The sequence below is a fragment of the Fontimonas sp. FW305-C-3 genome (assembly GCF_058783185.1).
In genome coordinates, this window is sequence record NZ_JBYSYK010000001.1 from 100,489 (window position 1) to 124,139 (window position 23,651).

At 64.0% G+C, this 23,651-nt stretch carries 27 protein-coding genes; 16 read left to right on the forward strand and 11 right to left on the reverse strand.

Going from position 1 to position 23,651, the window contains the following annotated elements:
• Positions 1-54 precede the first annotated feature (54 nt).
• The gene (locus AC3WUF_RS00465; RefSeq protein WP_492421306.1) at positions 55-1,395 is read right to left on the reverse strand and encodes a choice-of-anchor U domain-containing protein; all 1,341 of its coding nucleotides are present in this window, start codon (positions 1,393-1,395) and stop codon (positions 55-57) included.
• A 139-nt stretch (positions 1,396-1,534) separates the two neighbouring features.
• Positions 1,535-1,963 (reverse strand): HIT domain-containing protein, encoded by a 429-nt coding sequence (locus tag AC3WUF_RS00470; protein WP_492421308.1) that lies wholly within the window; start codon positions 1,961-1,963, stop codon positions 1,535-1,537.
• 207 nt (positions 1,964-2,170) lie between these two features.
• On the opposite strand from AC3WUF_RS00470, the gene AC3WUF_RS00475 reads away from it, so the two are divergent.
• Both AC3WUF_RS00475 and AC3WUF_RS00480 read left to right on the forward strand, forming a co-directional pair.
• A complete protein-coding gene (locus tag AC3WUF_RS00475) occupies positions 2,171-2,719 on the forward strand; it encodes a C40 family peptidase (protein WP_492421310.1) in 549 nt (182 codons plus the stop codon).
• 84 nt (positions 2,720-2,803) lie between these two features.
• Positions 2,804-3,451 carry an NAD(P)H-binding protein gene (locus AC3WUF_RS00480; protein ID WP_492421312.1) on the forward strand — a complete coding sequence of 216 codons (648 nt, stop codon included), beginning with the start codon at positions 2,804-2,806 and terminating at the stop codon, positions 3,449-3,451.
• Here the strand turns inward: AC3WUF_RS00480 and AC3WUF_RS00485 are convergent.
• From AC3WUF_RS00485 to AC3WUF_RS00505, 5 genes are all read right to left on the reverse strand, one after another.
• Entirely contained in the window at positions 3,430-4,362 is a 933-nt protein-coding gene (locus AC3WUF_RS00485) for a PPK2 family polyphosphate kinase (protein ID WP_492421314.1), read from the reverse strand. The two genes, AC3WUF_RS00480 and AC3WUF_RS00485, sit on opposite strands and share 22 nt — an antisense overlap.
• 25 nt (positions 4,363-4,387) lie before the next feature.
• The gene (gene trhA, locus AC3WUF_RS00490; RefSeq protein ID WP_492421316.1) at positions 4,388-5,098 is read right to left on the reverse strand and encodes a PAQR family membrane homeostasis protein TrhA; all 711 of its coding nucleotides are present in this window, start codon (positions 5,096-5,098) and stop codon (positions 4,388-4,390) included.
• Positions 5,091-5,540, reverse strand: coding sequence for an NfeD family protein (locus AC3WUF_RS00495; protein WP_492421318.1), 450 nt, complete (start codon positions 5,538-5,540; stop codon positions 5,091-5,093). The genes trhA and AC3WUF_RS00495 overlap by 8 nt, the downstream gene beginning before the upstream one ends.
• Before the next feature lie 3 nt (positions 5,541-5,543).
• A complete protein-coding gene (locus AC3WUF_RS00500; RefSeq protein WP_492421320.1) occupies positions 5,544-6,506 on the reverse strand; it encodes an SPFH domain-containing protein in 963 nt (320 codons plus the stop codon).
• Positions 6,507-6,620: 114 nt separating this feature from the next.
• On the reverse strand, positions 6,621-7,043 hold the full coding sequence (locus AC3WUF_RS00505) for a SufE family protein (protein WP_492421323.1): 423 nt from the start codon (positions 7,041-7,043) through the stop codon (positions 6,621-6,623).
• 77 nt (positions 7,044-7,120) lie between these two features.
• On the opposite strand from AC3WUF_RS00505, the gene rph reads away from it, so the two are divergent.
• The 6 genes from rph to AC3WUF_RS00535 all read left to right on the forward strand — a co-directional run bounded on the left by rph (position 7,121) and on the right by AC3WUF_RS00535 (position 11,701).
• Positions 7,121-7,831 (forward strand): ribonuclease PH, encoded by a 711-nt coding sequence (rph, locus tag AC3WUF_RS00510; protein WP_492421325.1) that lies wholly within the window; start codon positions 7,121-7,123, stop codon positions 7,829-7,831.
• Positions 7,832-7,843: 12 nt separating this feature from the next.
• A complete protein-coding gene (rdgB, locus tag AC3WUF_RS00515) occupies positions 7,844-8,449 on the forward strand; it encodes an RdgB/HAM1 family non-canonical purine NTP pyrophosphatase (protein WP_492421327.1) in 606 nt (201 codons plus the stop codon).
• A 10-nt stretch (positions 8,450-8,459) separates the two neighbouring features.
• A complete protein-coding gene (hemW, locus tag AC3WUF_RS00520) occupies positions 8,460-9,626 on the forward strand; it encodes a radical SAM family heme chaperone HemW (protein WP_492421329.1) in 1,167 nt (388 codons plus the stop codon).
• A gap of 11 nt (positions 9,627-9,637) precedes the next feature.
• Positions 9,638-9,823 (forward strand): CPXCG motif-containing cysteine-rich protein, encoded by a 186-nt coding sequence (locus AC3WUF_RS00525; RefSeq protein ID WP_492421331.1) that lies wholly within the window; start codon positions 9,638-9,640, stop codon positions 9,821-9,823.
• A gap of 91 nt (positions 9,824-9,914) precedes the next feature.
• Entirely contained in the window at positions 9,915-10,127 is a 213-nt protein-coding gene (rpmE, locus tag AC3WUF_RS00530; RefSeq protein ID WP_492421333.1) for a 50S ribosomal protein L31, read from the forward strand.
• A gap of 281 nt (positions 10,128-10,408) precedes the next feature.
• Complete coding sequence (locus AC3WUF_RS00535) at positions 10,409-11,701, forward strand: citrate synthase (RefSeq protein WP_492421335.1); 1,293 nt, start codon at positions 10,409-10,411, stop codon at positions 11,699-11,701.
• Between the two features lie 54 nt (positions 11,702-11,755).
• Here the strand turns inward: AC3WUF_RS00535 and AC3WUF_RS00540 are convergent, their stop codons facing one another.
• On the reverse strand, positions 11,756-12,346 hold the full coding sequence (locus AC3WUF_RS00540; RefSeq protein ID WP_492421337.1) for a hypothetical protein: 591 nt from the start codon (positions 12,344-12,346) through the stop codon (positions 11,756-11,758).
• A gap of 8 nt (positions 12,347-12,354) precedes the next feature.
• Positions 12,355-14,745 carry a penicillin-binding protein 1A gene (locus AC3WUF_RS00545; protein WP_492421339.1) on the reverse strand — a complete coding sequence of 797 codons (2,391 nt, stop codon included), beginning with the start codon at positions 14,743-14,745 and terminating at the stop codon, positions 12,355-12,357.
• Between the two features lie 180 nt (positions 14,746-14,925).
• Here AC3WUF_RS00545 and AC3WUF_RS00550 point away from each other — a divergent pair, with 180 nt between their 5' ends.
• From AC3WUF_RS00550 to AC3WUF_RS00585, 8 genes are all read left to right on the forward strand, one after another.
• Complete coding sequence (locus AC3WUF_RS00550; RefSeq protein WP_492423509.1) at positions 14,926-16,005, forward strand: pilus assembly protein PilM; 1,080 nt, start codon at positions 14,926-14,928, stop codon at positions 16,003-16,005.
• Positions 16,006-16,036: 31 nt separating this feature from the next.
• Positions 16,037-16,645, forward strand: a complete 609-nt coding sequence (locus AC3WUF_RS00555) for a PilN domain-containing protein (RefSeq protein ID WP_492421341.1) — start codon at positions 16,037-16,039, stop codon at positions 16,643-16,645.
• Positions 16,642-17,325 carry a type IV pilus inner membrane component PilO gene (locus AC3WUF_RS00560; protein WP_492421343.1) on the forward strand — a complete coding sequence of 228 codons (684 nt, stop codon included), beginning with the start codon at positions 16,642-16,644 and terminating at the stop codon, positions 17,323-17,325. Before AC3WUF_RS00555 ends, AC3WUF_RS00560 begins: the two co-directional genes overlap by 4 nt.
• Positions 17,325-17,828, forward strand: coding sequence for a pilus assembly protein PilP (locus AC3WUF_RS00565; protein WP_492421345.1), 504 nt, complete (start codon positions 17,325-17,327; stop codon positions 17,826-17,828). The genes AC3WUF_RS00560 and AC3WUF_RS00565 overlap by 1 nt, the downstream gene beginning before the upstream one ends.
• A 35-nt stretch (positions 17,829-17,863) precedes the next feature.
• On the forward strand, positions 17,864-19,951 hold the full coding sequence (locus tag AC3WUF_RS00570) for a type IV pilus secretin PilQ (RefSeq protein ID WP_492421347.1): 2,088 nt from the start codon (positions 17,864-17,866) through the stop codon (positions 19,949-19,951).
• A gap of 103 nt (positions 19,952-20,054) precedes the next feature.
• Positions 20,055-20,585 (forward strand): shikimate kinase AroK, encoded by a 531-nt coding sequence (aroK, locus tag AC3WUF_RS00575; RefSeq protein WP_492421349.1) that lies wholly within the window; start codon positions 20,055-20,057, stop codon positions 20,583-20,585.
• A 27-nt stretch (positions 20,586-20,612) separates the two neighbouring features.
• On the forward strand, positions 20,613-21,689 hold the full coding sequence (gene aroB / locus AC3WUF_RS00580) for a 3-dehydroquinate synthase (RefSeq protein WP_492421351.1): 1,077 nt from the start codon (positions 20,613-20,615) through the stop codon (positions 21,687-21,689).
• Positions 21,673-22,857 carry a deoxyguanosinetriphosphate triphosphohydrolase gene (locus AC3WUF_RS00585; protein ID WP_492423511.1) on the forward strand — a complete coding sequence of 395 codons (1,185 nt, stop codon included), beginning with the start codon at positions 21,673-21,675 and terminating at the stop codon, positions 22,855-22,857. The genes aroB and AC3WUF_RS00585 overlap by 17 nt, the downstream gene beginning before the upstream one ends.
• On the opposite strand, the gene AC3WUF_RS00590 is transcribed toward AC3WUF_RS00585, so the two are convergent.
• Positions 22,854-23,279, reverse strand: a complete 426-nt coding sequence (locus tag AC3WUF_RS00590; protein WP_492421353.1) for a PIN domain-containing protein — start codon at positions 23,277-23,279, stop codon at positions 22,854-22,856. The two genes, AC3WUF_RS00585 and AC3WUF_RS00590, sit on opposite strands and share 4 nt — an antisense overlap.
• Positions 23,279-23,623: a type II toxin-antitoxin system Phd/YefM family antitoxin gene (locus AC3WUF_RS00595; RefSeq protein ID WP_492421355.1), complete on the reverse strand. Its 345-nt coding sequence runs from the start codon at positions 23,621-23,623 to the stop codon at positions 23,279-23,281. The genes AC3WUF_RS00590 and AC3WUF_RS00595 overlap by 1 nt, the downstream gene beginning before the upstream one ends.
• Positions 23,624-23,651 lie beyond the last annotated feature (28 nt).

Genomic DNA, 23,651 nt, shown 5'->3' on the forward strand with positions numbered 1-23,651 from the left:
AAAAAGGGCCGGTGGATAACCACCGGCCCCTTGATCAAACAACCGCAGATCGAATCAGTCGCCGGTGACCGCGACACCGTTGATCGAGACGCTCATCAGCTCGTTGGTCGTGTTGCCGGACACCGACTTCAGGAAGACACCCTTCTTGGCCGAGTTCCAGGTCGTGGTGTTCGCGGTCGAGCCGCTGATCGTCAGCGCATCGACGAACTTGCAAGCCGAGAAGGTACCGGCGGGAACCGTGACGTTCTCGCGGCCAATGTAGGTGCGCTTCGCCGAAACCGAAGTGTTGGTCGGCGGAATCGGAAAGCCGGCGGCAGTACCCGAAGTCTGGATCGTGTACGACTGCGTGTAGCTCGCGCCCACAGCCAGGTCGTAACGCGATTCGATGTACGGGTTGATCTTCGTCGTCACCGTACCGGCAAACGGCGAGGTCACTTCGGTGATCGTGCCGTATAGGAACAAACGCTTACCGTCGACCAGCTTGGTATACGTCAGCGTGTTCGAGTCCGAGTCGCCCTGCGGGGCGGAGGAACGGGCCTGGACCTCGGATTCAGCTTCCGTGGCCGTGTTGCCGTTGAAGGTCGCGTTGGTGCGCATGATGACCGAGTCGGACGTCGTCGTGACCACGGCGCCGCTTGAGCTATCCGTTGAGCGCAGAACCTGGACGAGACGCGTACCGACCTGCTCAAGCGCCGGGTTGATGCAGCTTTCCGCGGTACCGGAGCCCGAAGTCGGGGTCGGGGTCGGCGTCGGGTTGCCCGTCGGTGTTGCCGTGGCGGTCGGGGTCGCGGTGGCCGTCGGCGTGGCGGTCGGGGCGCCCGTCGGCGTGGCCGTTGCGGTCGGCGTGGCGGTCGGAGCACCCGTCGGGGTGGCCGTTGCCGTCGGGGTCGCAGTCGGCGTCGCGGTCGGGGTGGCGGTCGGATTGGCCGGGTTCACCGCCGGGCCGAACGGATCGTCGATGACGCCGTTTTCGACACCGTCGGCATCGCCGACGCCGCCGTCGGTCAGCGTCAGCTGCACGTTACGGCCGCTGATCTTGGCATTGAGCGCGGAAAGCGCGTCGCAGCTGGTGTTGGTGTTGCACTTGATGATCTGGTTCGGCGCGCTGCCGGCCGGCAGCGTGACCTTGACGACCACCGTCTCGCCCGGCAGGAGGTCCTTGATCTTGTAGCTGAAGAAGCCGTTCGGGTAGGTCAGTCCGTCATCCGCACCGACCGGGACCGGGACGTTAGCCAGTTCGTCGATCGTGCCCTTGCTGATCGCAAACTCGGTAGCTGCGCCGCTCACGTCACTGACGCTGCCCGTGTCGCTGGGCGAATCGTTGTCGCCGCCGCAAGCCGTAATGCCAAACGAAATCGCCGCGCACAGCGGCAATACCACGCTCTTCAACGTCATCTGATTGTTCCCCATGGATAGTCGGCCGCAACGAGCGTGCAGCCGAAGAAATTGCACCCCGGCCCGAGCGTATCTGCCGGTCAGATTCGCCGCACCCCCCTATATGGGGGAGGTCGGCATTGTCACTGTGCGGCGGTTCTCAATTGGCCGACACCAGCGTCTGCAAGACGGCGCGCATCTGTGCCATGCACCGCTCGAGTTCCGCCGCGCCGTAAGCGATCGTGGGATGCTTGCCCCAGACGGGCGCCGGCCACGCCGGATCGCCGCTGCTGCGGACGATGTGATGCACATGCAGCTGCGGCACCATGTTGCCGAGCGCCGCGACGTTGAGCTTTTCTCCGCCGAAACGCCGCATCATTTGGCGGCCGAGATGATTCGACTCGGCCAGCAGCTGCAGCTGATCGGCAGCCGTCAGCTCGTACGCCTCGCGCAGGCCAGCACGCCGCGGCACCAGGATCGCCCAGGGATACTGGCTGTCGTTCATCAACAGCAGACGGCACAGCGGCCAGTCGCCCACCGCGAGGGTATCGGCGGCCAGACGCGGGTGGAGCTCGAAATCGGTGGTCACGGGATCATGGACTTGGGGCGGCAGGCGCCAGTGTAAAGGCACTCCCGGGCCATTGATTGAGCCTGGCAAGGCCGCGGGCCAGGTACCACACCGGCAATGGCTGTAGATATTTTCTCTACCCCCAAAGTTACTCATCACGATGTTTTATCTACATCCCCGCGCAGGAGATTTCAGCACAGTGGCGCCTCTGGATTTCGGGGGTTTCCAATGCGTTTCGGTCACGGTCAGACGGCAGCGATTCTGGGGTTGGCTTTTGCGGTATTCAGCGGCTCGGCGGCGGCGCTGAGCCTGAATCTCGACCCGAATCTCGGCGCGGCCGTCAACACCCTCGAAGCGCCGGACGCCGCCGCCCAGCCGGCCCTCGATCTGACCATCGCTGCCGAGCTGCGCGACCAGGGCATCAGCGCGCTGGTCGTCGACAAGGCCATGGCGATGCTCGGTACCACCTACAAGTTCGGCGTCGACCGCGACGACGCGATGGATTGTTCCGCGCTGGTGCGCCGCGCATTCCTCACCGCGGGCCTGGAGATGCCGCGCTCGACGCAGGATCAAATCCGCCTCGGCGTGCCGGTTGCCGCCGGCAAGCTGCGCAAAGGCGATCTGCTGTTCTACCGCTGGGATTCCTCGATGCATGTCGCCATGTACATGGATGAGGCGCACATCCTGCATGCCTCGCCGAAAGAAGGCCGCGTGGTCGTCACGCGTCTGACGTCGAACTGGGACCGTCGTCTGATCGCCGCGCGGCGAGTGATCTGAGCATCCCGCAGGACTTCCCGCGACCCCACCCAGCCGCCGAGCATCCGATTCCCTTAGACTGACCCCTGTCTTCGGGGGATGGGAATGGCTCGAACCGCGCTCGTCGCCGGTCCGACTGGACTGGTGGGTCATCAGCTGTTGCAGCGCCTGCTGCCGGACCCCGCGTATACGTCGGTACGGGCGCTCGCGCGGCGACCGCTGGCGCTGAAGCATGAGCGACTGCAGGTCGTCGAGAGCGATCTTTGCAATCTCGCCGCGCTCGGCAACGCATTGCAGGTCGACGACGTCTTCTGCTGCCTCGGCACAACCCTGAACAAGGCCGGCTCGCGCGCGGCGTTCGAGGACGTCGACTACCGGATGGTCACCGAACTCGCGGCCGCGACGCGCGCGGCCGGCGCCCATCAGTTCATCGTGATCTCGGCGGTCGGCGCCAGCGTTCGCTCGCCGGCCTACTACAACCGCGTCAAAGGGCGCATGGAAGCCGCGGTGTCGGCGCTGGATTTTGCGGCGGTGCATATCGTCCGCCCTTCCCTGCTGCTTGGCGATCGCATCGAGCGCCGGCCTTCGGAAGAATTTGCGCAAAAAGTGTCGCCCTGGCTGTCGCCGCTGCTGACCGGCCCCCTGAGCCGTTACCGTCCGGTCAGCGCCGAAGACGTCGCCGAAGCGATGTTGCGGCTCGCGCTACGCGGCGAACGCGGCGTGCACATCCATCATTTGCCCTTGGCCGACTGAGATTTGTTGCGCGCGGCTCGGGGCGGTTTCTCGCCGAGCGCCTTGCGATAGCCGGCCATGTGCTGCTGCAGTTCCGGCATCGCCGGTGGATAACCCAGCTTCAGCCCTTCCACGGCGCGCACGACGATATCGGCCACCGCCATCCGCATGTAGGACTTGCTGTCGGCCGGAATCGCATACCAGGGCGCCCAGGGCTTCGAGGTCGCCTTGAGCAGGTCTTCGTAGGCTTTCATGTAATCGCTCCAGTGCGAGCGCTCGCCCAGATCGCCGGACTCGAACTTCCAGTTCTTGGCCGGATCCTTGAGCCTTTCGAGCAGCCGCGCGGCCTGCTCCTCGCGCGAGACATTGAGCCAGAACTTCAATACCAATGTGCCGTTGCGTGCGAGATGCTGTTCGATCGCATTGATCGACTCGTAACGCTCGCGCCACAGCGCGGCCAGCGTCTTCGGCTGATGCGGCAGACGCTGCGCGCCGAGATACTCCGGATGCACGCGCACCGCCAGCACCTCTTCATACCAGCTGCGATTGAACACGCCGATGCGGCCGCGCTCCGGCAGGGCGCAGATGTGGCGCCACAGGAAATCGTGATCCAGCTCGGTTTCCGACGGCCGCTTGAACGAGTGCACCTGGCAGCCGGCGGGATCAACGCCGGTCAGCACCGCGCGGATCGTGCTGTCCTTGCCGGCGGCATCCATCGCCTGAAAGATCAGCAGCACCGAATGCTTGTTCGAGGCATACAGGCGACGCTGCAACTCGTCGAGGCGGTCGACCAGCTTTGCCAGCTTTTCCTGTCGCTGCAGCTTGGGCGGCGCTGACTTCGGCGCGCCCGTCTCGGCGCTGCGCAGCTTGTAGCGACCGCTGAACGGAACGAGATGCGGACTGGCCGGTGGTGTGTGCGGTGAACTTGCCATGCCGGACGCTCCGATTGAGGTCCGCTCAGCCCGGCGGGCCGGGGACGACGTAGAACAGGATTGCGAAGTAGTGCAGCACGCTGCCGCCCAGCACGAACAGATGCCAGATCGCGTGGTGATAGCGCAGGCGCTCCCAGACATAGAACGCGACGCCACCACTGTACGTAAGGCCGCCGGCCAGCATCAGCATCAAGCCGCCGGGTTCGAGATTCGCGAGCAGCGGCTTGATGGCGGTGATCGCACACCAGCCCATCGCCAGATAGATCGCGAGCGAGAGTTTCTCGAAGCGTCCGGTCAGGAAGATCTTGAATGCGACGCCGAAGATCGCCAGCCCCCAGGTCACGCCGAACAAGCTCCAGCCCCAGGGGCCCTTGAGCGTGATCAAGGTAAACGGCGTGTAGGTGCCGGCAATCAGGAAATAGATCAGCGAATGATCGATGACGCGCAGCACATGCTTGGCGCGCGGGATCTGAATGCTGTGGTACAACGCCGACGCGCTGTACATCATCACCAGCGTCGCGCCGAAGATGCTGACCGCGGTGACATGCCAGGCATTGCCGTACACCGAGGCGCGCGCGACCAGCACCGTCAGGCCGATGACGGACAGCACGGCGCCGAGACCATGCGTGGTGACGTGGGCGACTTCCTCGCCCATCGAATAGATTTTTGAAGGGACCGTAATTCCCAGCACGTCGTGCTGGGAATTACCGAGCCCGGGCCGCAGATCGCTAGTCAATCTTCTCGACCCTGAGCACCGCTCCGTCGGCCTGCGTCACGCGCACCCGCGTGCCTGCCGGCACATCGACACCACTGACCTTCCAGTGCGAGTCGTCGACATGCAGCTTGCCGACGCCGTTGATGATGGCTTCCTTGAGCGTGAACACGCGACCGACGTAGGAATGCCCGCGCCGGTTGAGGTTGGGCTGCTCGCTGACGAAATCCATCGGCTTGAACTTGCGCCAGGCCAGCACCGCGATGACCGACAGCGCGCCCCATAGCGCGAACTCGAGCTCCCAGGCCAGCGACGGCATCAGCCAGGACACCGCGCCGGTGATCACCGCGGCAACGCCGACCCACAGGAAAATGAACTCGGTGGGCAGGAACATTTCCAGAACCAGCAGGCCAAAGCCCAGCGCTATCCAGTGCCAATATTCGACAGCGATGGTTTCCGTACCCATGGCTCAGACTCCAGCCGGCTTGTGCGTCTTCAGACCGGCGTTCTTGGCGAGTTCTGCAATACCGCCGATCGCACCGATCACGCTCGCGGCTTCCAGCGGCATCAGCACCAGCTTCTCGTTCGGGCTGGTCGCGATCTTGCCCAGCGCTTCGACGTACTTGGTGGCGATGAAGTAGTTGATCGCCTGGATGTCGCCCTTCTCGATCGCCTGCGACACCATCATCGTCGCGCGCGCTTCGGCCTCGGCCAGACGCTCGCGGCTTTCGGCGTCGCGGAACGCGGCTTCCTTGCGGCCTTCGGCCTCGAGAATCTGTTCCTGCTTCTGACCTTCGGCGGCCAAAATCTGCGACTGACGTTCGCCTTCGGCCTTCAGAATCGCCGCCTGGCGGAAACCTTCGGCTTCAAGCACGTTGGCGCGCTTCTCGCGCTCTGCCTTCATCTGCCGCGCCATCGCGTTGACGAGGTCGGTCGGCGGACGGATGTCCTTGATCTCGATGCGGGTGACCTTGATGCCCCAGGGCGTCGTCGCTTCGTCGACGACGGTCAGCAGCTTGGCGTTGATGTGGTCGCGCTGCGAGAGCAGTTCGTCGAGATCCATCGAGCCCATGACCGTGCGCAGATTGGTCATCGTCAGCTGCATGATCGAGATCTCGAGCTGCTGCACTTCATAAGCCGCCTTCGGCGCGTCGAGAACCTGGAAGAACACGACGCCGTCGACGCCGACCATCGCGTTGTCCTTGGTGATGACTTCCTGCGACGGCACGTCGAGTACCTGTTCCATCATCGACAGTTTGCGGCCGATGCGGTCCACGTACGGCACCAGCCAGTGGAAACCCGGCGTGAACGTCGCGCGATACTTGCCGAAGCGCTCGATCGTGTACTCCGTACCCTGCGGCACGGTGACGACGCCTTTCCAGGCGGTGACGAGCAGAAAGATGCCGAAAGCGAGTGCAACAATAGGACCCATCGCGGTTCTCCGTTGAGATGTTGCTTGATCGGGCCGACCGTGTGGCGCCGGCTGCAGCGGTCGTGGCTGGGCCGATTGTAGCCCGCGGTCGTGACGCTCTAGTGAGACCTGGCGCTAGTTGGCATTGGCCACCGCGAGCTTGGCCATCTGCTGGATGCGTTCCACCATCGCATAAAAGCCGTTGCGGCGGTTCATCGAGATGTGGCTGTCGAGGCCCAGGCGCTCGAAGATGCCGCTGATGTCGGTGTCGAGGATCTGCTGCGGCGACTTGCCGGAGACCAGCTGAAACAGCAGTGCAATCAGACCCTTGACGATATGCGCGTCGGAGTCGCCGCGCAGTTCCATGCGCGGCTCCGGCCCGCCGGTGAGGTCATGGGCCAGCCATACCTGCGACATGCAGCCGCGCACCTTGTTGGCGTCCGTGTGCTCGGACTCCGGCATCGGCGGCAACTTGCGGCCAAGCTCGATGATGTAGCGATAGCGCTCTTCCCAGTCGCCCAGAAATTCGAAGGTCTCGATCAGTTCTTCCGTATCCATGCCGGCATTTTAGGCGCGCGTGCTGGTGCGTGTGGGTCGAGGGGTATACTGCGCGGCCTCATTTTCCGGTCATTCCCATGCGCCCTTCCGGCCGCTCGCCCGCGCAACTCCGCCCCGTCAGCATCCAGCGTCATTTCACCAAGCACGCTGCGGGCTCGGTGCTCGTCAGCTTTGGCGATACGCGCGTGCTGTGTACCGCCAGCGTCGAAGAGCGCGGCCCGGCCTGGAAGAAGGACGGCGGCTGGGTCACCGCCGAGTACGGCATGCTGCCGGGCGCCACGCACAGCCGCGCGCGCCGCGAGGCCGCCGCCGGCAAGCAGTCCGGCCGCACCCAGGAAATCCAGCGCCTGATCGGCCGCTCGCTGCGTGCCTGCGTGGACCTGTCCGCGCTCGGCGCCTATACGATCACGCTCGACTGCGACGTGCTGCAGGCCGACGGCGGCACCCGCACCGCGAGCATCACCGGCGGTTACGTGGCACTGGTCGATGCGATCAAGTCGCTGCGCCAGCGCGGCCTGATCAAGCGCGATCCGCTGTTCGGCCAGGTCGCCGCGGTATCGGTCGGCATCTATAAAGGGGCGCCGGTGCTCGATCTCGACTACCCGGAAGACTCGGACTGCGAGTGCGACATGAATGTCGTCATGAACGAAGCGGGCCAGTTCATTGAAGTGCAGGGCACCGCCGAAGGCCATGCCTTCCGTCGCGAAGAACTCGATGCGCTGCTCGATCTCGCCAGCGGCGGCATTCGCGAACTGATTGCGGCGCAGACGGCCGCGCTCGCCGGATAAGGCCGCGCAGGCATGAGCGCCGCAACGCGCACGCTGGTGCTGGCCAGCCGCAACGCCAAGAAACTCGCGGAGATGCAGGCACTGCTGTCGCCGCTGGGTTATCAGCTGCGGCTGGTGTCCGAGTTCACCGACGAAGCCGCCGAGGAAACCGCCGGCAGCTTCGTCGAGAACGCGCTGCTCAAGGCACGGCATGCGGCGCGCGTCTCCGGGCTGCCGGCAATCGCCGACGATTCCGGCATCGAGGTCGATGCGCTCAACGGCCGGCCCGGCGTGTGGTCGGCGCGTTATGCCGGCGAGAGCGCAACCGACGCCGACAACAACGCCTTGCTGCTGCGCGAACTGCGCGGCATCCCCGCCGAGCAGCGCGGGGCGCGTTTTGTCTGTGTCATGGCGCTGCTGCGCCATGCCGACGACCCCGTGCCGGTCATCGCTCAAGGCCTGTGGCGCGGGCGCATTCTCGAAGCACCGCAGGGCCAGCAGGGTTTCGGCTACGACCCGCTGTTCTGGGTGCCGGAGCAGCGGTGCAGCTCGGCCGAGCTCGAGCCGGCGCTGAAGAACCGCATCTCGCATCGCGGGTTGGCGAGCCGAGCCCTGCTATCGCAGCTGCAGGACCTCTGACGGCCCGGTCATGCGCCTCCCGCCGCCGCCGCTGGCGCTGTATCTGCACTTTCCCTGGTGCGTGAAGAAGTGCCCGTACTGCGATTTCAACTCGCATGCGGCGCGCGGCGACATCCCCGAAGATGACTACGTTTCGGCGCTGATTCGCGATCTTGATTTGGAATTAGCCGGAGATGGCCGAGATTCGCTCGTCACGCCACTGGTCTCGATCTTCATGGGTGGCGGCACGCCCAGCCTGTTCTCCGACCGCGCGATCGGCCGCGTGCTGGACGCGGTCAACCGGCGTCTGGCTTTCGCGCCGGATATCGAAATCACCCTCGAAGCGAATCCGGGCACGGCCGAAGCTGGCCATTTCCCGGGCTACCGCGCCGCTGGGGTCAACCGCCTGTCGATGGGGTTCCAGAGCCTCGACGACCAGCAGCTCAAGCGCCTCGGCCGCATTCACAACGGTGCCGAAGCCCGCCGCGCCTACGAACTGGCGCGCAAGGCTGGTTTCGACAACATCAATCTGGACATGATGTTCGCGCTGCCCGAGCAGGGCGTGGACGCCGCGCTGGCCGACCTGGCCGGCCTGATAGCCCTCGCGCCGGAACATCTGAGCTGGTACCAGCTGACGCTGGAAGCCAATACCGAGTTCGGCGCCCGCCCGCCGCCGGTGCCGGACGACGACAGCGCCTGGGAGATGCAGGAACGCGGTCAGGCCCTGCTGGCTGCCGCGGGCTACGCGCAGTACGAGGTGTCGGCTTATGCGCGACCCGGCCGGCAGGCACTACATAACCGCAATTACTGGGAGTTCGGCGATTATCTGGGCATTGGCGCCGGCGCTCACGGCAAGCGCAGCCGGATCACTGACGGCCGCTGGCTAGTCCAGCGCCGTGCTCGGCACAAGCATCCACGCACTTACCAGCAGCACGCCGGCAGCCGCGCGGTGATTCAGGAGGAAACCGTGATCGCGGCCGCCGAGCTGCCTTTCGAATTCATGATGAACGCGCTGCGCTTGAATGACGGCTTCACGCCTCAACTCTATGAGGCACGCACAGGGCTGCGCTGGGATTCGAGCGCCGCCCCGGTTGCACAGGCAATACGGCTGGAACTGCTGACGGTGACGACAGAACGGATTCAAGCCAGCGAACGGGGCAGGCGTTATCTGAACCGGCTGCTGGAATTATTCCTTTAATGGAGTGACCGATGATCGAAGAAGCCACGGTGACCTGCCCGGCCTGCTGGGAATCCATCGTGCTGGAAGTCGATCTGTCGGGCGGCTCGGCGGAGTATGCCGAGGACTGCCCGGTCTGCTGCCGGCCGATGACGGTGCAGCTGAGAGTGCTGGAAGACGGGGGCTTCGAGGTCGAGGTCACCCCGGAATCGGACTGAGTTTGGCGTTTTCGCTTGCACCCAGGCCGAGGCTTCATTAGAATCGCCGCCCCTTGAGCTCATTACGAGCCGAAAGACTTTTGGTGTCCCCATGAAAGAAGGCATTCACCCCAACTACCACGCCGTGACGGTGCAGTGCAGCTGCGGCAATTCCTTCAAGACGCGCTCGACGCTGGCCAGCGACGTGATGCAGGTTGAAGTCTGCTCCGACTGCCATCCGTACTACACGGGCAAGCAGAAGGTCATGGACGTCGGCGGTCGCGTCGACAAGTTCAAGAAGCGCTACGCCCGCAGCGCCGCTTAAGACGCTACTCGTTTGTCGAAGAAGCCGCGCTGATAGCGCGGCTTTTTTGTTGCCCGGCGGTCGGCGGTAGCGGCCCGTCCACCGCCCTGCCGCACCTGGGGTCGCTATTTTCTTGCGATTTGGGCAGGGATTGATCGCCGACGCGATCAAATTCGCGCGCGTACACGGTATGATTATTGCGACCTGCGAGCCGATGCGATGCAGGCCGCTTGCGACGCGCGGCATCGCCGACGTTGATGTCCAAATTCCAGCCTTATCAAGGCCGCAAACAGGGGTAAACGATGAGTACGCCCAGCTATAGCCTGGTCAACAACGCCACCGGCGAGAAGACTGATCTTCCGGCCGTTTCCGGAACCCTGGGCCCGGTTGGCCTGGACGTCGGCAAGGTCTACGGCAAGATGGACGTGTTCACCTACGATCCGGGCTTCTCGTCGACCTGCTCGACGCAGAGCGCGATCACCTACATCGACGGCGACGCCGGCGTGCTGTTGTACCGCGGCTACCCCGTCGCCCAGCTGGCGGCGAACTGCAGCTTCATCGAAGTCGCCTACCTGATCCTCAACGGCGAGCTGCCGAACAAGACGCAGCTGGAAGAGTTCGACCAGAACATCCGCCGTCACACGATGATCAACGAGTCGCTGCTCGGCTTCTTCAACGGCTTCCGCTATGACGCGCATCCGATGGCGATGCTGACCGGCGTCGTGGGCTCGCTGTCGGCGTTCTATCACGACACGACGAACAACAAGGATCCGCGTCATCGCGAGATCTTCGCGCATCGCATGATCGCGAAGATCCCGACGATCGCCGCAGCGGCCTACAAGCGCTACTTCGGCCAGCCGTTCATGTATCCGCAGAACAAGCTGGACTACTGCTCGAACCTGCTGCACATGATGTTCGCCGTGCCGGCCGAGCCGTACGAAGTGAACCCGATCGCGGCACGCGCGCTCGACGTGCTGTTCATCCTGCACGCCGATCACGAGCAGAACGCCTCGACCTCGACGGTGCGCATGGCCGGCTCCACCGGCACCAATCCTTACGCCGCGATCTCCTCGGGCATCGCCGCGCTGTGGGGCCCGGCGCACGGCGGCGCCAACGAAGCCGTGCTCAAGATGCTCAACGAGATCGGCGACGTGTCCAAGGTCAAGGACTTCATGAACAAGGCCAAGGACAAGAATTCGGGCGTGCGCCTGATGGGCTTCGGCCATCGCGTCTACAAGAACTTCGACCCGCGCGCGACGATCATCCGCGAGGAATGCCACAAGGTTCTCAAGGCGCTCAACGTCAGCGATCCGCAGCTGGAGCTGGCGATGAAGCTCGAAGAGATCGCGCTGTCGGACGATTACTTCAAGGAGCGCAAGCTGTACCCGAACGTCGACTTCTACTCGGGCATCATCTACAAGGCGCTCGGCATTCCGGTGAACATGTTCACGCCGATGTTTGCCGTTGCCCGCACCGTCGGCTGGGCGGCGCATTGGATCGAGATGGTTGCCGATCCGGGCATGCGCATCGCGCGTCCGCGCCAGGTCTACACCGGTGCCGCCGAACGCAACGTTTCGCCGGTCGGCAAGCGCTGAGTTCCGCAGCTGTGAAAAAGCCCGGCATTGCCGGGCTTTTTTATTGGGCTGCTTTCACTGCGTACTCTTGAGCAGCTGCTCCAGCGCATCGACGTCGACGCGGCGGAATCGCTGGCCGTCGAGCGGATTGATCGGCGCCTGGCGCAGTTCGTCTTCGCCGAACACAGCCGCATCGATACCTTGTCCTTCGAGATCGAGCCGCAACAGCGGAATGCTGACGTCGCGACCGTTGGCGTAGCGATAGTTGCGCTCGCCCTGCTCGAAGTCGATGCGACGATTGATCAGCTCGATATCGATCATCTCGGCACTGTCGCTGAACAGATGGATCTGCACGCGATGTGCCGGCGTCACCGCACCGCTGACCGTCGCGCCGACGACGCGCGGCTGGTACTGGGCAAACAGCCGGCAGGCGGAAAGTCCGGCACGCCGCATCCGGCGGAGCTGCTGCGCATACGCTTCGCCGCCGAACAGGCGTTGATAATCGATCACCGCCGCATGAATGGCCGCGTTGTCCGGCAACGGAAAGTTCGGCGGCAGACCCAGCCGTTCGGCGGCCTTGCGCTTGGCCGCTCGATAGTCGGTGAGCTGCTCCTCGCAGACGATGCGGGCGATTTCCTGCACTACCGCGGGGTCGCGATTCGACACGGTCTTCTCTAGAAGAGATCCTGCAGCCCGGTGTTCTGGTCGCGCTGCTGCTGCAACTGCGTATCTTCCGCCTCGGGGATGTGTTCCTGCGCCACCGATTCGAAGATCGCATCCGGATCACCGACCGCTGCGAGCTTGCCGGTCTCCGGATTGATGCGCACGCTAACCAGGCCCTGCGGCCGCGGCAACACTTCGCTGGCGACATCCTTCAGCGAGTAGCGCATGTAGTCCATCCAGATCGGCAACGCGGCGCGGCCGCCGACTTCGCCGCGGCCGAGCGGCGCCGGCTGATCGAAGCCGACCCAGGCCACCGCGACGAGATGGCGCTGGAATCCGTTGAACCAGGCGTCGGTTTCGTCGTTGGTCGTGCCGGTCTTGCCGCGCAGATCGTTGCGGCCGAGTTCGGCCACCTTGGCGGCCGTGCCGCGCACCGTCACGTCGTGAAGAATGTCGGTGATCATCCAGATCGTCCGCGGATCGATCGCGCGCGGCGCCGGCACCCAGTCACGCTGTGCGGCGTCCGGCGGCGGCAGCTCTGAGCCCTCGGCTTCGCGCAGGCTCTGTTCGAGACATTCGGCGCAGGCCCGTTTCGGGCGCGCCTTGAACAGTACCGCGCCGCTGGCGTCGCGGATCTCCGAGATCACGTACGGATCGACGAGGAAGCCGCCGTTGGCGATCGTTGCATAACCGCGCGCCATTTCCAGCGGCGTGTACGAGGCGCTTCCCAGCGCCATCGTCAGATCTCGCGGCAGGCGGTCCTGCGCAAGGCCGAAGCGCGGAATGAACTCGCGCGCGTAGTCGACGCCGATCGCCTGCAGCAGGCGGATCGACACCAGGTTGCGCGACTGCACGAGCGCTTCGCGCAGGCGCATCGGCCCTTTGAAATCGCCGCCGTAGTTTTCCGGCCGCCAGGTCGATTCGAGCTTGTCGTCGTCGAACACGACCGGCGCGTCGAGGATGATCGATGCCGGCGTGAATCCCGAATCCAGCGCGGCCGAGTACAGGAAGGGCTTGAAGCCGGAACCGGCCTGACGCCGGCCCTGCGTTGCGCGGTTGAACTTGCCGGCGAAGAAATCGAAGCCGCCGACCAGCGATTCGATCGCACCGTCGTCCGGCGCGATCGCCACCAGCGCGGCCTGCGCCAGCGGAATCTGCGCGAGCTGATAACCGCCTTTCTCCAGCGGCCGCAGGCGGATCACGTCGCCTGGCTTGAGCGCGGTCTTGCCGCCCAGCTTGGCCCACTCGAAGGCCGGCTTTTCGAGCGTCACGTTGCCGGACAGGGCCAGCACGACCAACTTGTCCGCGGCAAAACTGACGACCACTGCCGGCAGCAGCCCGCCGACAACCGGATGCGTTGCGAACACCTGCTCTAGCGCGCCATCCCCGCCTTCCTTGAGCAGGGCTTCTTCGACCACCGCTTCCGGCCCGCGCCAACCGTGCCGCTGGTCGTATTCGTGCAGCGCATCGCGCAGGGCGGCATTGGCGGCGGCCTGTCGACCCGAGTCGATCGTCGTGATGACCGTCAGACCGCGGCTGTAGGCATCTTCGCCGTACTCGGCAACCAGCTCGGCGCGCGCCATTTCGGCGACATAGTCGGCCTCGGCTTCGACCTTGGCCCGATAGGGATGGACGATCACCGGCTCGGCCAGTGCGGCTTCGTATTCCAGTTCGGAGATGAAATCGAGGTCGCGCATCCGGTGCAGCACGTAATCGCGCCGTTCCTTGGCCCGCTGCGGATTGGATACCGGGTTGTCGCGCGACGGCGCCTTCGGCAGGCCGGCAATGACGGCGATCTCGCCCATGCTCAGCTCGCCAACGTCCTTGTCGAAATACACCCTTGCGGCCGCGCCGACCCCGTAGGCACGCTCGCCAAGGAAAATCTTGTTCAGATAGGTCTCGAGAATCTCTTCCTTGCTCAGCTCGCGCTCCATGCGCAGCGCCAGCAGGATTTCCTTGAACTTGCGGTCGAAAGTCCGCTCGCTCGAAAGGAACACATTGCGCGCCAGCTGCATGGTGATCGTGCTGCCGCCCTGCGCCTTTTCGCCGGTGGCGGCGAACTTCAGGCTGGCGCGGACCAGACCCTGCCAGTCGACCCCGGGATGTTCGAAAAAGCGGTCGTCCTCGGCCGCCAGGAAGGCGTGCACGAGCTGCGGCGGCAGGTCCTTGTAGGCGAGCAGCGCCCTGCGCTCCGCTCCGTATTCGCCGATGAGCTTGCTGTCTCGGCTATAAATCCTCAGCGGAACAGAGAGTTGCAGCTGTCGCAGGCTGTCCACCGAAGGCAGGCCGCGGCTGTAGTAGTGGGCAACACCGTAGACCGTCGCGACGCCAGCTGCGGCAAGCACCAACAGGGCCCCCAGCAGCCACCACAGCACCCGCCCACCCTGCTTTTTTTGTGTCATCTGGGATCGTCGCGGTGGGAGATAAGTAACTTGAATGTTTGCAGCTTGATCAGTTAGTTGCCGCATTTACTTCCAGTTGCGTAGCAGCAGTATTAAGTTATAGTACGAAGCGACGTGGGAAAGAGTCTTGATGTCCCGCGGGGGAATGTCAACGAGGCGGCCTGGGGCGCTATGTCCATACTGCAATCGCTGTTAGGCAAGGAGAGTCCGCAACTGATCGGACTGGACATCAGTTCCAGTTCGGTAAAGCTGCTGGAGCTCTCGCGCAAGGGCACGCGCTATCACGTAGAAGCCTATTCAATTGAGCCGTTGCCGCCCAATGCGGTGACCGACAAGCAAATTACGGATCCGAAGGCCGTCGGTGAGGCCATTGGCCGCGCCGTGAGCAAGGCCGGCACGCGCACGCGCCAGGCAGCCGTGGCGGTCTCCGGGGCGTCCGTCATCACCAAGATCGTCGATTTTCCCGGCTCGATCGCGGGAGACGCGCTCGAGGAGCAGATTCGCGCCGAAGCGGATCAGTACATTCCCTATCCGATCGATGAAGTCAGTCTCGACTTCGAAGTCATCGGGCCCAGCGCCAAGGGCGGAGATGCCGTCGACGTGATTCTCGCCGCATGCCGGCGCGAGCAGGTTGAGCAGATCTGCGCAGCGGTGGAACTCGCCGGCCTGACGCCGAAAGTCGTCGACGTCGAATCCTATGCGCTCGAAAACGCCTGCCAGTTTCTTCAGCACCAGATGCCCGATGGGGGCCGCGGCAAGGTCATCGCGCTCGTCGACGTCGGCGCCACGACCACGTCGGTGATGGTGCTGCACGACGGCAAGACCGTATACACCCGCGAACAAAGCTTCGGCGGACGTCAGCTCACCGAAGACATCATGCGCACCTACGGCATGTCAATGGAAGAGGCGGCGGCGGCGAAGAAGTCGCGCAAGCTGCCGGATGGTTATGAATCGGAGGTGCTCTCGCACTTCATCTCCGACATGGCGCAGCAGATCGATCGATCGCTGCAGTTCTTCTTCTCCGCAGTGACTCAGTACAACTCGATCGACCAGATCATCCTTGCCGGCGGCTGCGCGCAGATCGCCGGGATCGAGCACACGATTCAGGATCGCCTGCAGATCCCCACCGTCGTCGCGCGGCCCTTCGCCAACATGGGCGTCGCCACGCGTGCCAAGCCGTCGAGCCTGGCGCAGGAAGAGGCCGCGCTGCTGATCGCCTGCGGCCTGGCGTTCCGGGCCTTCGACGGAGAGAAAGCATGATCGCAGCCAAGCTCTCCGTGCGGAGGTCGCCTTGACTATCCACATCAACCTGCTCGACTGGCGCAAAGCCCGTCGCGAGCGGCTCAAGAAAGAATTCACCTCCAAGCTGGGTCTGGGCATGGTCGCTGCCGGCGGTGTCATTGTCGCCGGCTGGCTGGTGGTCAACGGTCAGCTCGAGCATCAGAAGTCGCGCAACCAGTATCTCCAGACGCAGATCAAGGAGATGGAGGTCAAGATCACCGAGATCGACGAGCTTGAGCGCGTGCGCACCAACCTGCTCGCGCGCATGCAGGTCATCGAAGATCTTCAGGCCAGCCGCACTGCGTCGGTTCATTTCTTCGACGAGCTAGTCAATACGCTCCCCGAGGGAGTCAATCTCACCGGACTCAAGCAGGCGGGCGCACAGGTCACTCTGGATGGCGTTGCCGAGTCCAACGGCCGCATCTCGACCTACATGAAGAATCTGGACGCCTCGCCTTGGTTCGCCGAGCCCAAGCTCGTCGTGATCAAGACGGTCGACAAGGGCGCGCGCCGCAAGGCGGAGTTCCAGTTGCAGGTCAAGAAGCTCATTCAACCGAAGCAGCCACGCCCCGCGGATGCACCCGCCAGTGAGACTGAGAGCGGCGAGGTGATGGAATGAACGTGCAGGAAGCTTTTGCACAGCTGCAAACACTGGACATGCAGAACCCGGGAGCCTGGCCTCCCTGGGTGCGGACAGCGGCTGTCATCTTCGTCGCCATCGCCTTGGTCGCAGCCGGAACCTGGTTCCTGCTGAAGCCGATCTACGAAGAGGTCGGCCAGGCGGAGGCGCAGGAACAGACCCTGCGCAAGGATTTCGAGGACAAGCAAAGGAAGGTCGCTTCGCTGGATGCGTATCGCGAGCAGCTGGCGGAAATGGAGCGCTCATTCGGCGCGATGCTCAAGCAGCTGCCGAGCAAGGCCGAGGTCGCGAACCTGCTGAACGACATTTCGCAGACTCGTGTCGCCGCGAGCCTTGAAGAAGAGCTGTTTCAGCCGCAGGCCGAAATACCGAAGGACTTCTATGCCGCGATTCCGAACCGGCTGATCCTGCTGGGTTCGTATCACGAGATGGGCGACTTCGCGAGCCAGATCGCCGCACTGCCGCGCATCGTCACGATCGAAAATGTCGAGATCAAGCCGGCCGGCGCTGGCGGCAAGGGCGCAAAGACCACCGCAACTCGCCTGCGCATGACCGCCAATGCGCAGACTTATCGCTATCTGGACGACGACGAGATCGCCGCGACCAAGCCGAAGAAGGACGCGAAAGGTGGCAAGGGCAAGAAGGGGGCCAAGAAGTGATGAAACCCGCCCATCTAGTTTTCGCCACATTGGCGCTGGCACTGAGCGCCTGCGGCAGCGGCATGTCCGATCTCGAGCAATATGCCGCCGAGGTCAAGGCGCGCAAGTCGACGGCGATTCCACCGATTCCGCAGCTCAAGCAGTTCGAAAGTTTCGCTTACATCCCCGGCGATCGCCGCGATCCCTTCGTCGAACCGCAGCCGCAATCGGCAAGCGCCGCGACCGGACCGCGTCCGGACCTGAATCGCAATCGCGAACCTCTCGAAGAGTTTCCGCTCGACGGCCTGCGCATGGCTGGAACGATCAAGACGCCTGCCGGTTTGTTCGCGCTGATCAAGGCGCCTGATGGCGTCATCCATCGCGTCTCGACAAGAAACTACATGGGGCAGAACTACGGGCAGATTGTTGCGATCAGCAGTTCTGAGATCAAGCTGCAGGAGCTGGTCCCCGATGGGTTCGGTGGCTGGACACAACGCGACGCCAGTCTGACCTTGTCCGATTAACGGACGACTGACCAGGCTCCAGGGAGTTACACAACATGTACACGCGCATGGCCAAAAACAACATCAAGGTCCTCTGGGGCCTGCTGCTCGCTGCGGTCGCGACAACGGCGGTTGCTCAGGATTCGGGTCGCTCGCTGGATGGGCTGGATCTCGTCTCGCTGGACGGCGGCCGGATACTGATGACCCTGCAGCTGTCGGGCGACGCCCCGCAGCCTTCGGTTTTCTCCGTCGACAAGCCAGCCCGCCTGTCGCTGGACCTTCCCGATACGCGGATGAATCTCACGGAACGCTATCGGCGCGTCGATATCGGCAATGTTCTCGCCGTCGCTGCGGGTGAGTCTCGCGGTCGCACGCGTCTGGTGGTCGAACTCAACAAGTCGGCGCCCTACACCGTTCGCGTCGACGGCAACAAGATTCTGCTGCAGATCGATGGCGCCGCTTCGGCGGCTCGTGCGGCCAGCGCAGCCAGCGTGTCGCCGCGCTCTTCGCTCAGCGCGGGCAGTATCAGCAGCGTCGACTTCCGCCGTGGCGAAAAGGGCGAAGGACGCATATTGGTCAAGCTCAGCGACCCGAAAACCATCGTCGACGTCAAGGAAGAAGGCGGCAAGGTCGTTGCACGCTTCCGCAATACGCGCCTGCAGCCGGAACTGGCCAAGCGCCTCGATGTACTCGATTTCGCAACGCCGGCGAAGTTCGTCGATATCGCCAGCGATGGCGGTGACAGCGTCGTCACGGTGATCCCGATCTCCGGCAAGGATTTCGAGCAGGCCGCCTATCAGTCCGGCGAACTGTTCACGCTGGAACTGCAGCCTTTGACGGTCGCCGAAGTCGAAGAACTGAAAAAGTCGCAGCCGCAGTTCTCCGGCGAGCGCATTAGCCTGTCGTTCCAGAACGTGGAAGTCCGTTCTCTGCTGCAGATCATTGCCGATGTCGCCGGCACCAACATGGTGATCAGCGATTCGGTCAAGGGCCAGATGGCAATGCGCCTGGAGAATGTGCCTTGGGATCAGGCACTGGACATCATTCTGCGTTCGAAAGGCCTTGGCATGCGCCAGGTTGGCAATGTGATGCAGATTGCGCCGGTTGAGGAAATCTCGACGCGGGAGAAGCTCGAGTTGGAGGCCGAGAAGCAGAAGACGGAACTGTCCCCGCTGCGCTCGGAGATCGTCCAGGTCAATTATGCGAAGGCGTCGGATATGAAGGCGCTGTTGTCCACTGGCGACAACTCGCTGCTCAGCGAACGTGGCCGCGTCACCGTCGACGACCGAACCAACACGCTGCTGGTGCTTGAAACTCGCGACAAGCTGGACGAGATCCGCTCGCTGATCACGCGCCTGGATATCCCGGTGCGGCAGGTTCTGATCGAATCGCGCATCGTCATTGCAAACGACGATTTTGCCCGCGACCTCGGCACTCGCTTCGGTGTCAGTTCGGTGGGCTCGATCAACGGCCGGCCTGTCGGTCAATCGGGCTCCAATGGCGGTTCGCGCAATGTCCTGAACGGCACGATCCCGAGCGCCTCCGATGGGTATCTGGTGAACCTGCCCGCCGCAGGCAATGCCAGTCGCATCGCTTGGACGATCCTCGGCGCCGATTTCCTCGTCGATCTCGAGCTGAGCGCGCTGCAGACCGAGAATCGCGGCGAAGTGATTTCGACGCCGCGCGTCGTGACTGCCAACGGCAAGCAGGCTGTCATCGAGCAAGGTCGCGAAATTCCCTACTTGTCCTCCAGTGGCAATACCGGTGCACAGACCCAGTTCAAGAAAGCAGTGCTTTCGCTGACGGTCTCCCCGCAGATCACACCGGACAATCGGGTCGTCATGGACCTGGCGGTGACCAACGACTCTCAGGGCGAAGACGTCAACACCGGTCAAGGTGGCTCTGCGCCGGCCATCGACACCCGCCGTCTGGAGACCCAGGTTCTGATCAAGAGCGGCGAAACCATCGTGCTGGGCGGCGTCTTCCAGGAAGAGTCGTCCAAGTCGGCATCGAAGGTTCCGCTGCTCGGCGACATCCCGCTGCTCGGTTCGCTGTTCCGCAGCGACTCGATTTCGCGCAATAAGCGCGAGCTGCTGATCTTCGTCACCCCGCGGGTGCTGCAGGAAGGCCTGGCCGTCAATTGATGGGCTTCCGTCAGGGCCGTTCCCCGCGGAACGGCCCTGACGGGGCTCTCCTGCCGGATCGGTATACTGCGCGGACGCCGGTTGACGGCTTGACGCGGTAGCGATGGCACAGCAATCCAATATTTTCCTGGTTGGCCCCATGGGGGCCGGCAAGACGACGGTGGGGCGGCGCTTGGCCGAGACCCGGGGGTTGGGCTTTGTCGATTCCGACCACGAAATCGAGCAGCGCACCGGCGTCGATATTCCTTTCATTTTCGAGAAGGAAGGCGAAGACGGCTTCCGCAAGCGCGAGAAGCAGGTCATCGAGTCGTTGACCCAGCAGAGCGGCATTGTCCTCGCCACAGGCGGCGGCGCGATTCTCGACCGCGACAACCGCCTCTGGCTGTCTTCGCGCGGACTGGTCGTTTATCTGCATGCCAGTATCGAGCAGCAGGTCATGCGCACCGAGCGTGCCGACAACCGCCCGCTGCTGAAGGCGGTGGACGATCGCCAGGCCGTGCTGGAAAACCTCTTCAGCATCCGCGATCCGCTGTATCGGGAAATCGCCGACCTGGTCGTCGTCACCGATCGCCGCAACGCGCGGGCCGTCGTTCGCGACATCGAAGATTTTCTGGACCGGCCAATGACGGCGTAACGCACGCCTCCATCTCCCTCACGCGCCATGCCTTCACTTGATGTCTCCCTCGGAGACCGTAGCTATCCCATTCATATCGGCCCCGGCCTGATCGGCGACGCCGCGCATTGGCGCGCCTATAAGTCCCGCCCGCTGCGCCTGATCACCGACAGCATCGTGGCGCCGCACTACCTGAAAACCGTGCAGAGCGTCCTCGGGCTCGGTGACGACGCCGTATATATCTTCAAGGCCGGCGAATCGCAGAAGAGCTGGGACAGCGCCGCGGAAATCCTCGGCTGGCTGTTGCAGACCCGCCTGCCGCGCGATGGCTGCCTCATCGCACTCGGCGGTGGCGTGGTCGGCGATCTGGTCGGTTTCTGCGCGGCCATCTACCAGCGCGGCGTGGACTTCGTTCAGGTGCCGACGACCTTGCTGTCGCAGGTCGATTCCTCGGTCGGCGGCAAGACCGGCATCAACCATGCGCTCGGCAAGAACATGATCGGCGCGTTTCATCAGCCGCAGCTCGTGCTCGCCGATACCGACACCCTCCGCACCTTGCCGAAGCGCGAGCTGCTCGCCGGTCTCGCCGAAGTCATCAAGTACGGGATGCTCGGCGATGTCGCGTTTCTGGGCTGGATCGAAAGTCATCTCGATCAGCTGCTGGCACTCGACGACGGCGTCGTCGCGCAAACCATCCTGCGCTGCTGCGAGATGAAGGCCGATATCGTCGCCCGCGACGAGCGCGAGGGCGGTCCGCGCGCGCTGCTCAATCTTGGCCACACCTTCGCGCACGCAATCGAAACCCATGCCGGCTACGGCGAGTGGCTGCATGGCGAGGCCGTTGCGACCGGCCTGTGCATGGCGGCCGATCTGTCGAACCGGCTGGGCTGGATCAACTCGGCTGACGCGGAACGCTGCATTGCGCTGATCGCACGCAGCGGTCTGCCGACGCGTCCGCCCGCGGCGATGACGCCGGCGGATTTCCGCAAGCTGATGGCGCTCGACAAGAAGGTGGCCTCGGGTCAGCTGCGCCTGATTCTGCTGCGCGCGCTGGGCGACGCCGTCGTCACCGGCGACTTCGCGCCGCAAGCCCTGCAGGCTACGCTGGATCACTACTGCAGCTGACACCGATCCCGCCGTGGCCAACGATCTCGCTCCCTACGCCGCACATGACCGCCGCTCGAAGGGGCGGCGTCATCCCGAGCCGGGGCCGGGGCATCGCAGCGAGTACCAGCGCGATCGCGACCGCATCATTCATTCCGGCGCGTTCCGCCGTCTCGAGTACAAGACCCAGGTTTTCGTCAATCACGAAGGCGATCTGTTCCGCACGCGGCTGACCCATTCGATCGAGGTCGCGCAGATTGCGCGGACCATGGCGCGCACGCTGCGGCTCAACGAAGAGCTCTGCGAAGCAGTGTCGCTGGCGCACGACCTCGGCCATACGCCGTTCGGCCACGCCGGCCAGGAAGCCCTCAACGATTGCATGAAGCCTTACGGCGGCTTCGAGCACAACGCGCAATCGCTGCGCGTCGTCGATGAGCTGGAGGACAAGTACGCCGAGTTCCGCGGCTTGAACCTGATGTTCGATACCCGCGAAGGCATTCTCAAGCACTGCTCGGCCACACGTGCGCGCACCTTGGGCGACATCGGCGAACGCTTCCTCCACCGTCAGCAGCCGAGCCTGGAAGCCCAGCTCGCCAACCGCGCCGACGAGATCGCCTACAACAATCACGACATCGACGACGGCCTGCGCGCGCGCCTGTTGATGATCGAACAGCTGCGCGAGGTCGGTCTGTTCCGCCGCCATCACGATGAGGTGATCGCGCGCTACGGCGCGATCAGCGAGAAGCAGCAGCGCCATGAAACGACCCGCCGCATCATCAACACGCTGGTCGTCGATCTGACCCAGGCCTCGCAGCGCGCGCTCGATGCCGCCAGGCTGACGAGCATCGAGGATGTCCGCGCGCGGCCCGCGCCGCTGATCAGCTTCAGCGACGAGATCGAAGCGGAAAATCTGGAGCTGAAGCGCTTCCTGCGCGACCAGCTGTATCACCATCACCAGGTCTACCGGATCATGGTCAAGGCCAAGCGTGTCGTGCGCGAGCTGTTTGGCGCCCTGTTCGAAGACCCGCGCCTGCTGCCGCCGGACTTTCACGCCGCGGCGAAACAGATGGAGGCGCAGGACGGCGTCGAGGGCCGCGCCCGCGCGGTGTCCGACTACATCGCCGGCATGACTGACCGCTTCGCGCTGGACGAGTACGAGCGCTTGTTCGATCCGCGCCGCTTGCGCTAAGGCCTGAACCAGTCTTCCGTCTTCAAGCCGCTCGCCCCCGCATAGATCGTCGGCGAACGGGTCACCAGTGTCATCTCCTGCACCGACGCAATCGCCGCCTGCTCGCCTTCGAGGCTGGTCCAGGCTCTGCCCTGACGCTGCCGCCGGGGAGCGGCGCGAGCGAGCCAGATGGCGGCTTCCCGATCAAATGCGAGAACTTGAGGCCCACTTCGCAGAAGTTCCTGCACGAAGCCGCTCAAACGAGTTCGACGCGGACCTTCCGGCAGGGTCTCCACGCCCCGCAGCAGCGCGCTCATGACCGAGGCGGCGATCGCGCTGCTGTGCTGATGCTGGCTGAAGCGGGTCAGCACCTGGCGGTTCGCACCGGGCCGGGTCAGTTCGGCCAGAACTGGAAGATCCAGCAAATAGATCGGCCGGGCCATCAGTGCTCCCCCGACCAGCGCGCGGCTTCGTCGGCGCTGATGCCTTCAAATTCGGGATCAAGCCGGCCGCGCCAGGTCTGCAGCCAGGCGGCGAAATCGGCGGCCGCCCCGGCGGCCTTCAAACGCTCGTACTCGGCCTCCGACAGCAGCACGGCGACACTCTGACCACGGCGGGAAATGCGGATCGGCCGGCCGCTTTCGACCTCCCGCAACAGCTCGGTCAGCGTGTTTTTCGCCTCGGCAACGGAAACCGCTTTCATGGAGCGCTGGGCGCGAGTCTGCGCGAGATGGCCATTTAGATGGCCATTTGTAGCAAATCCAAGTGCTTGAATCAATTGCTGCATTGCGGTCGCACCTCGATCCGGGCGAATA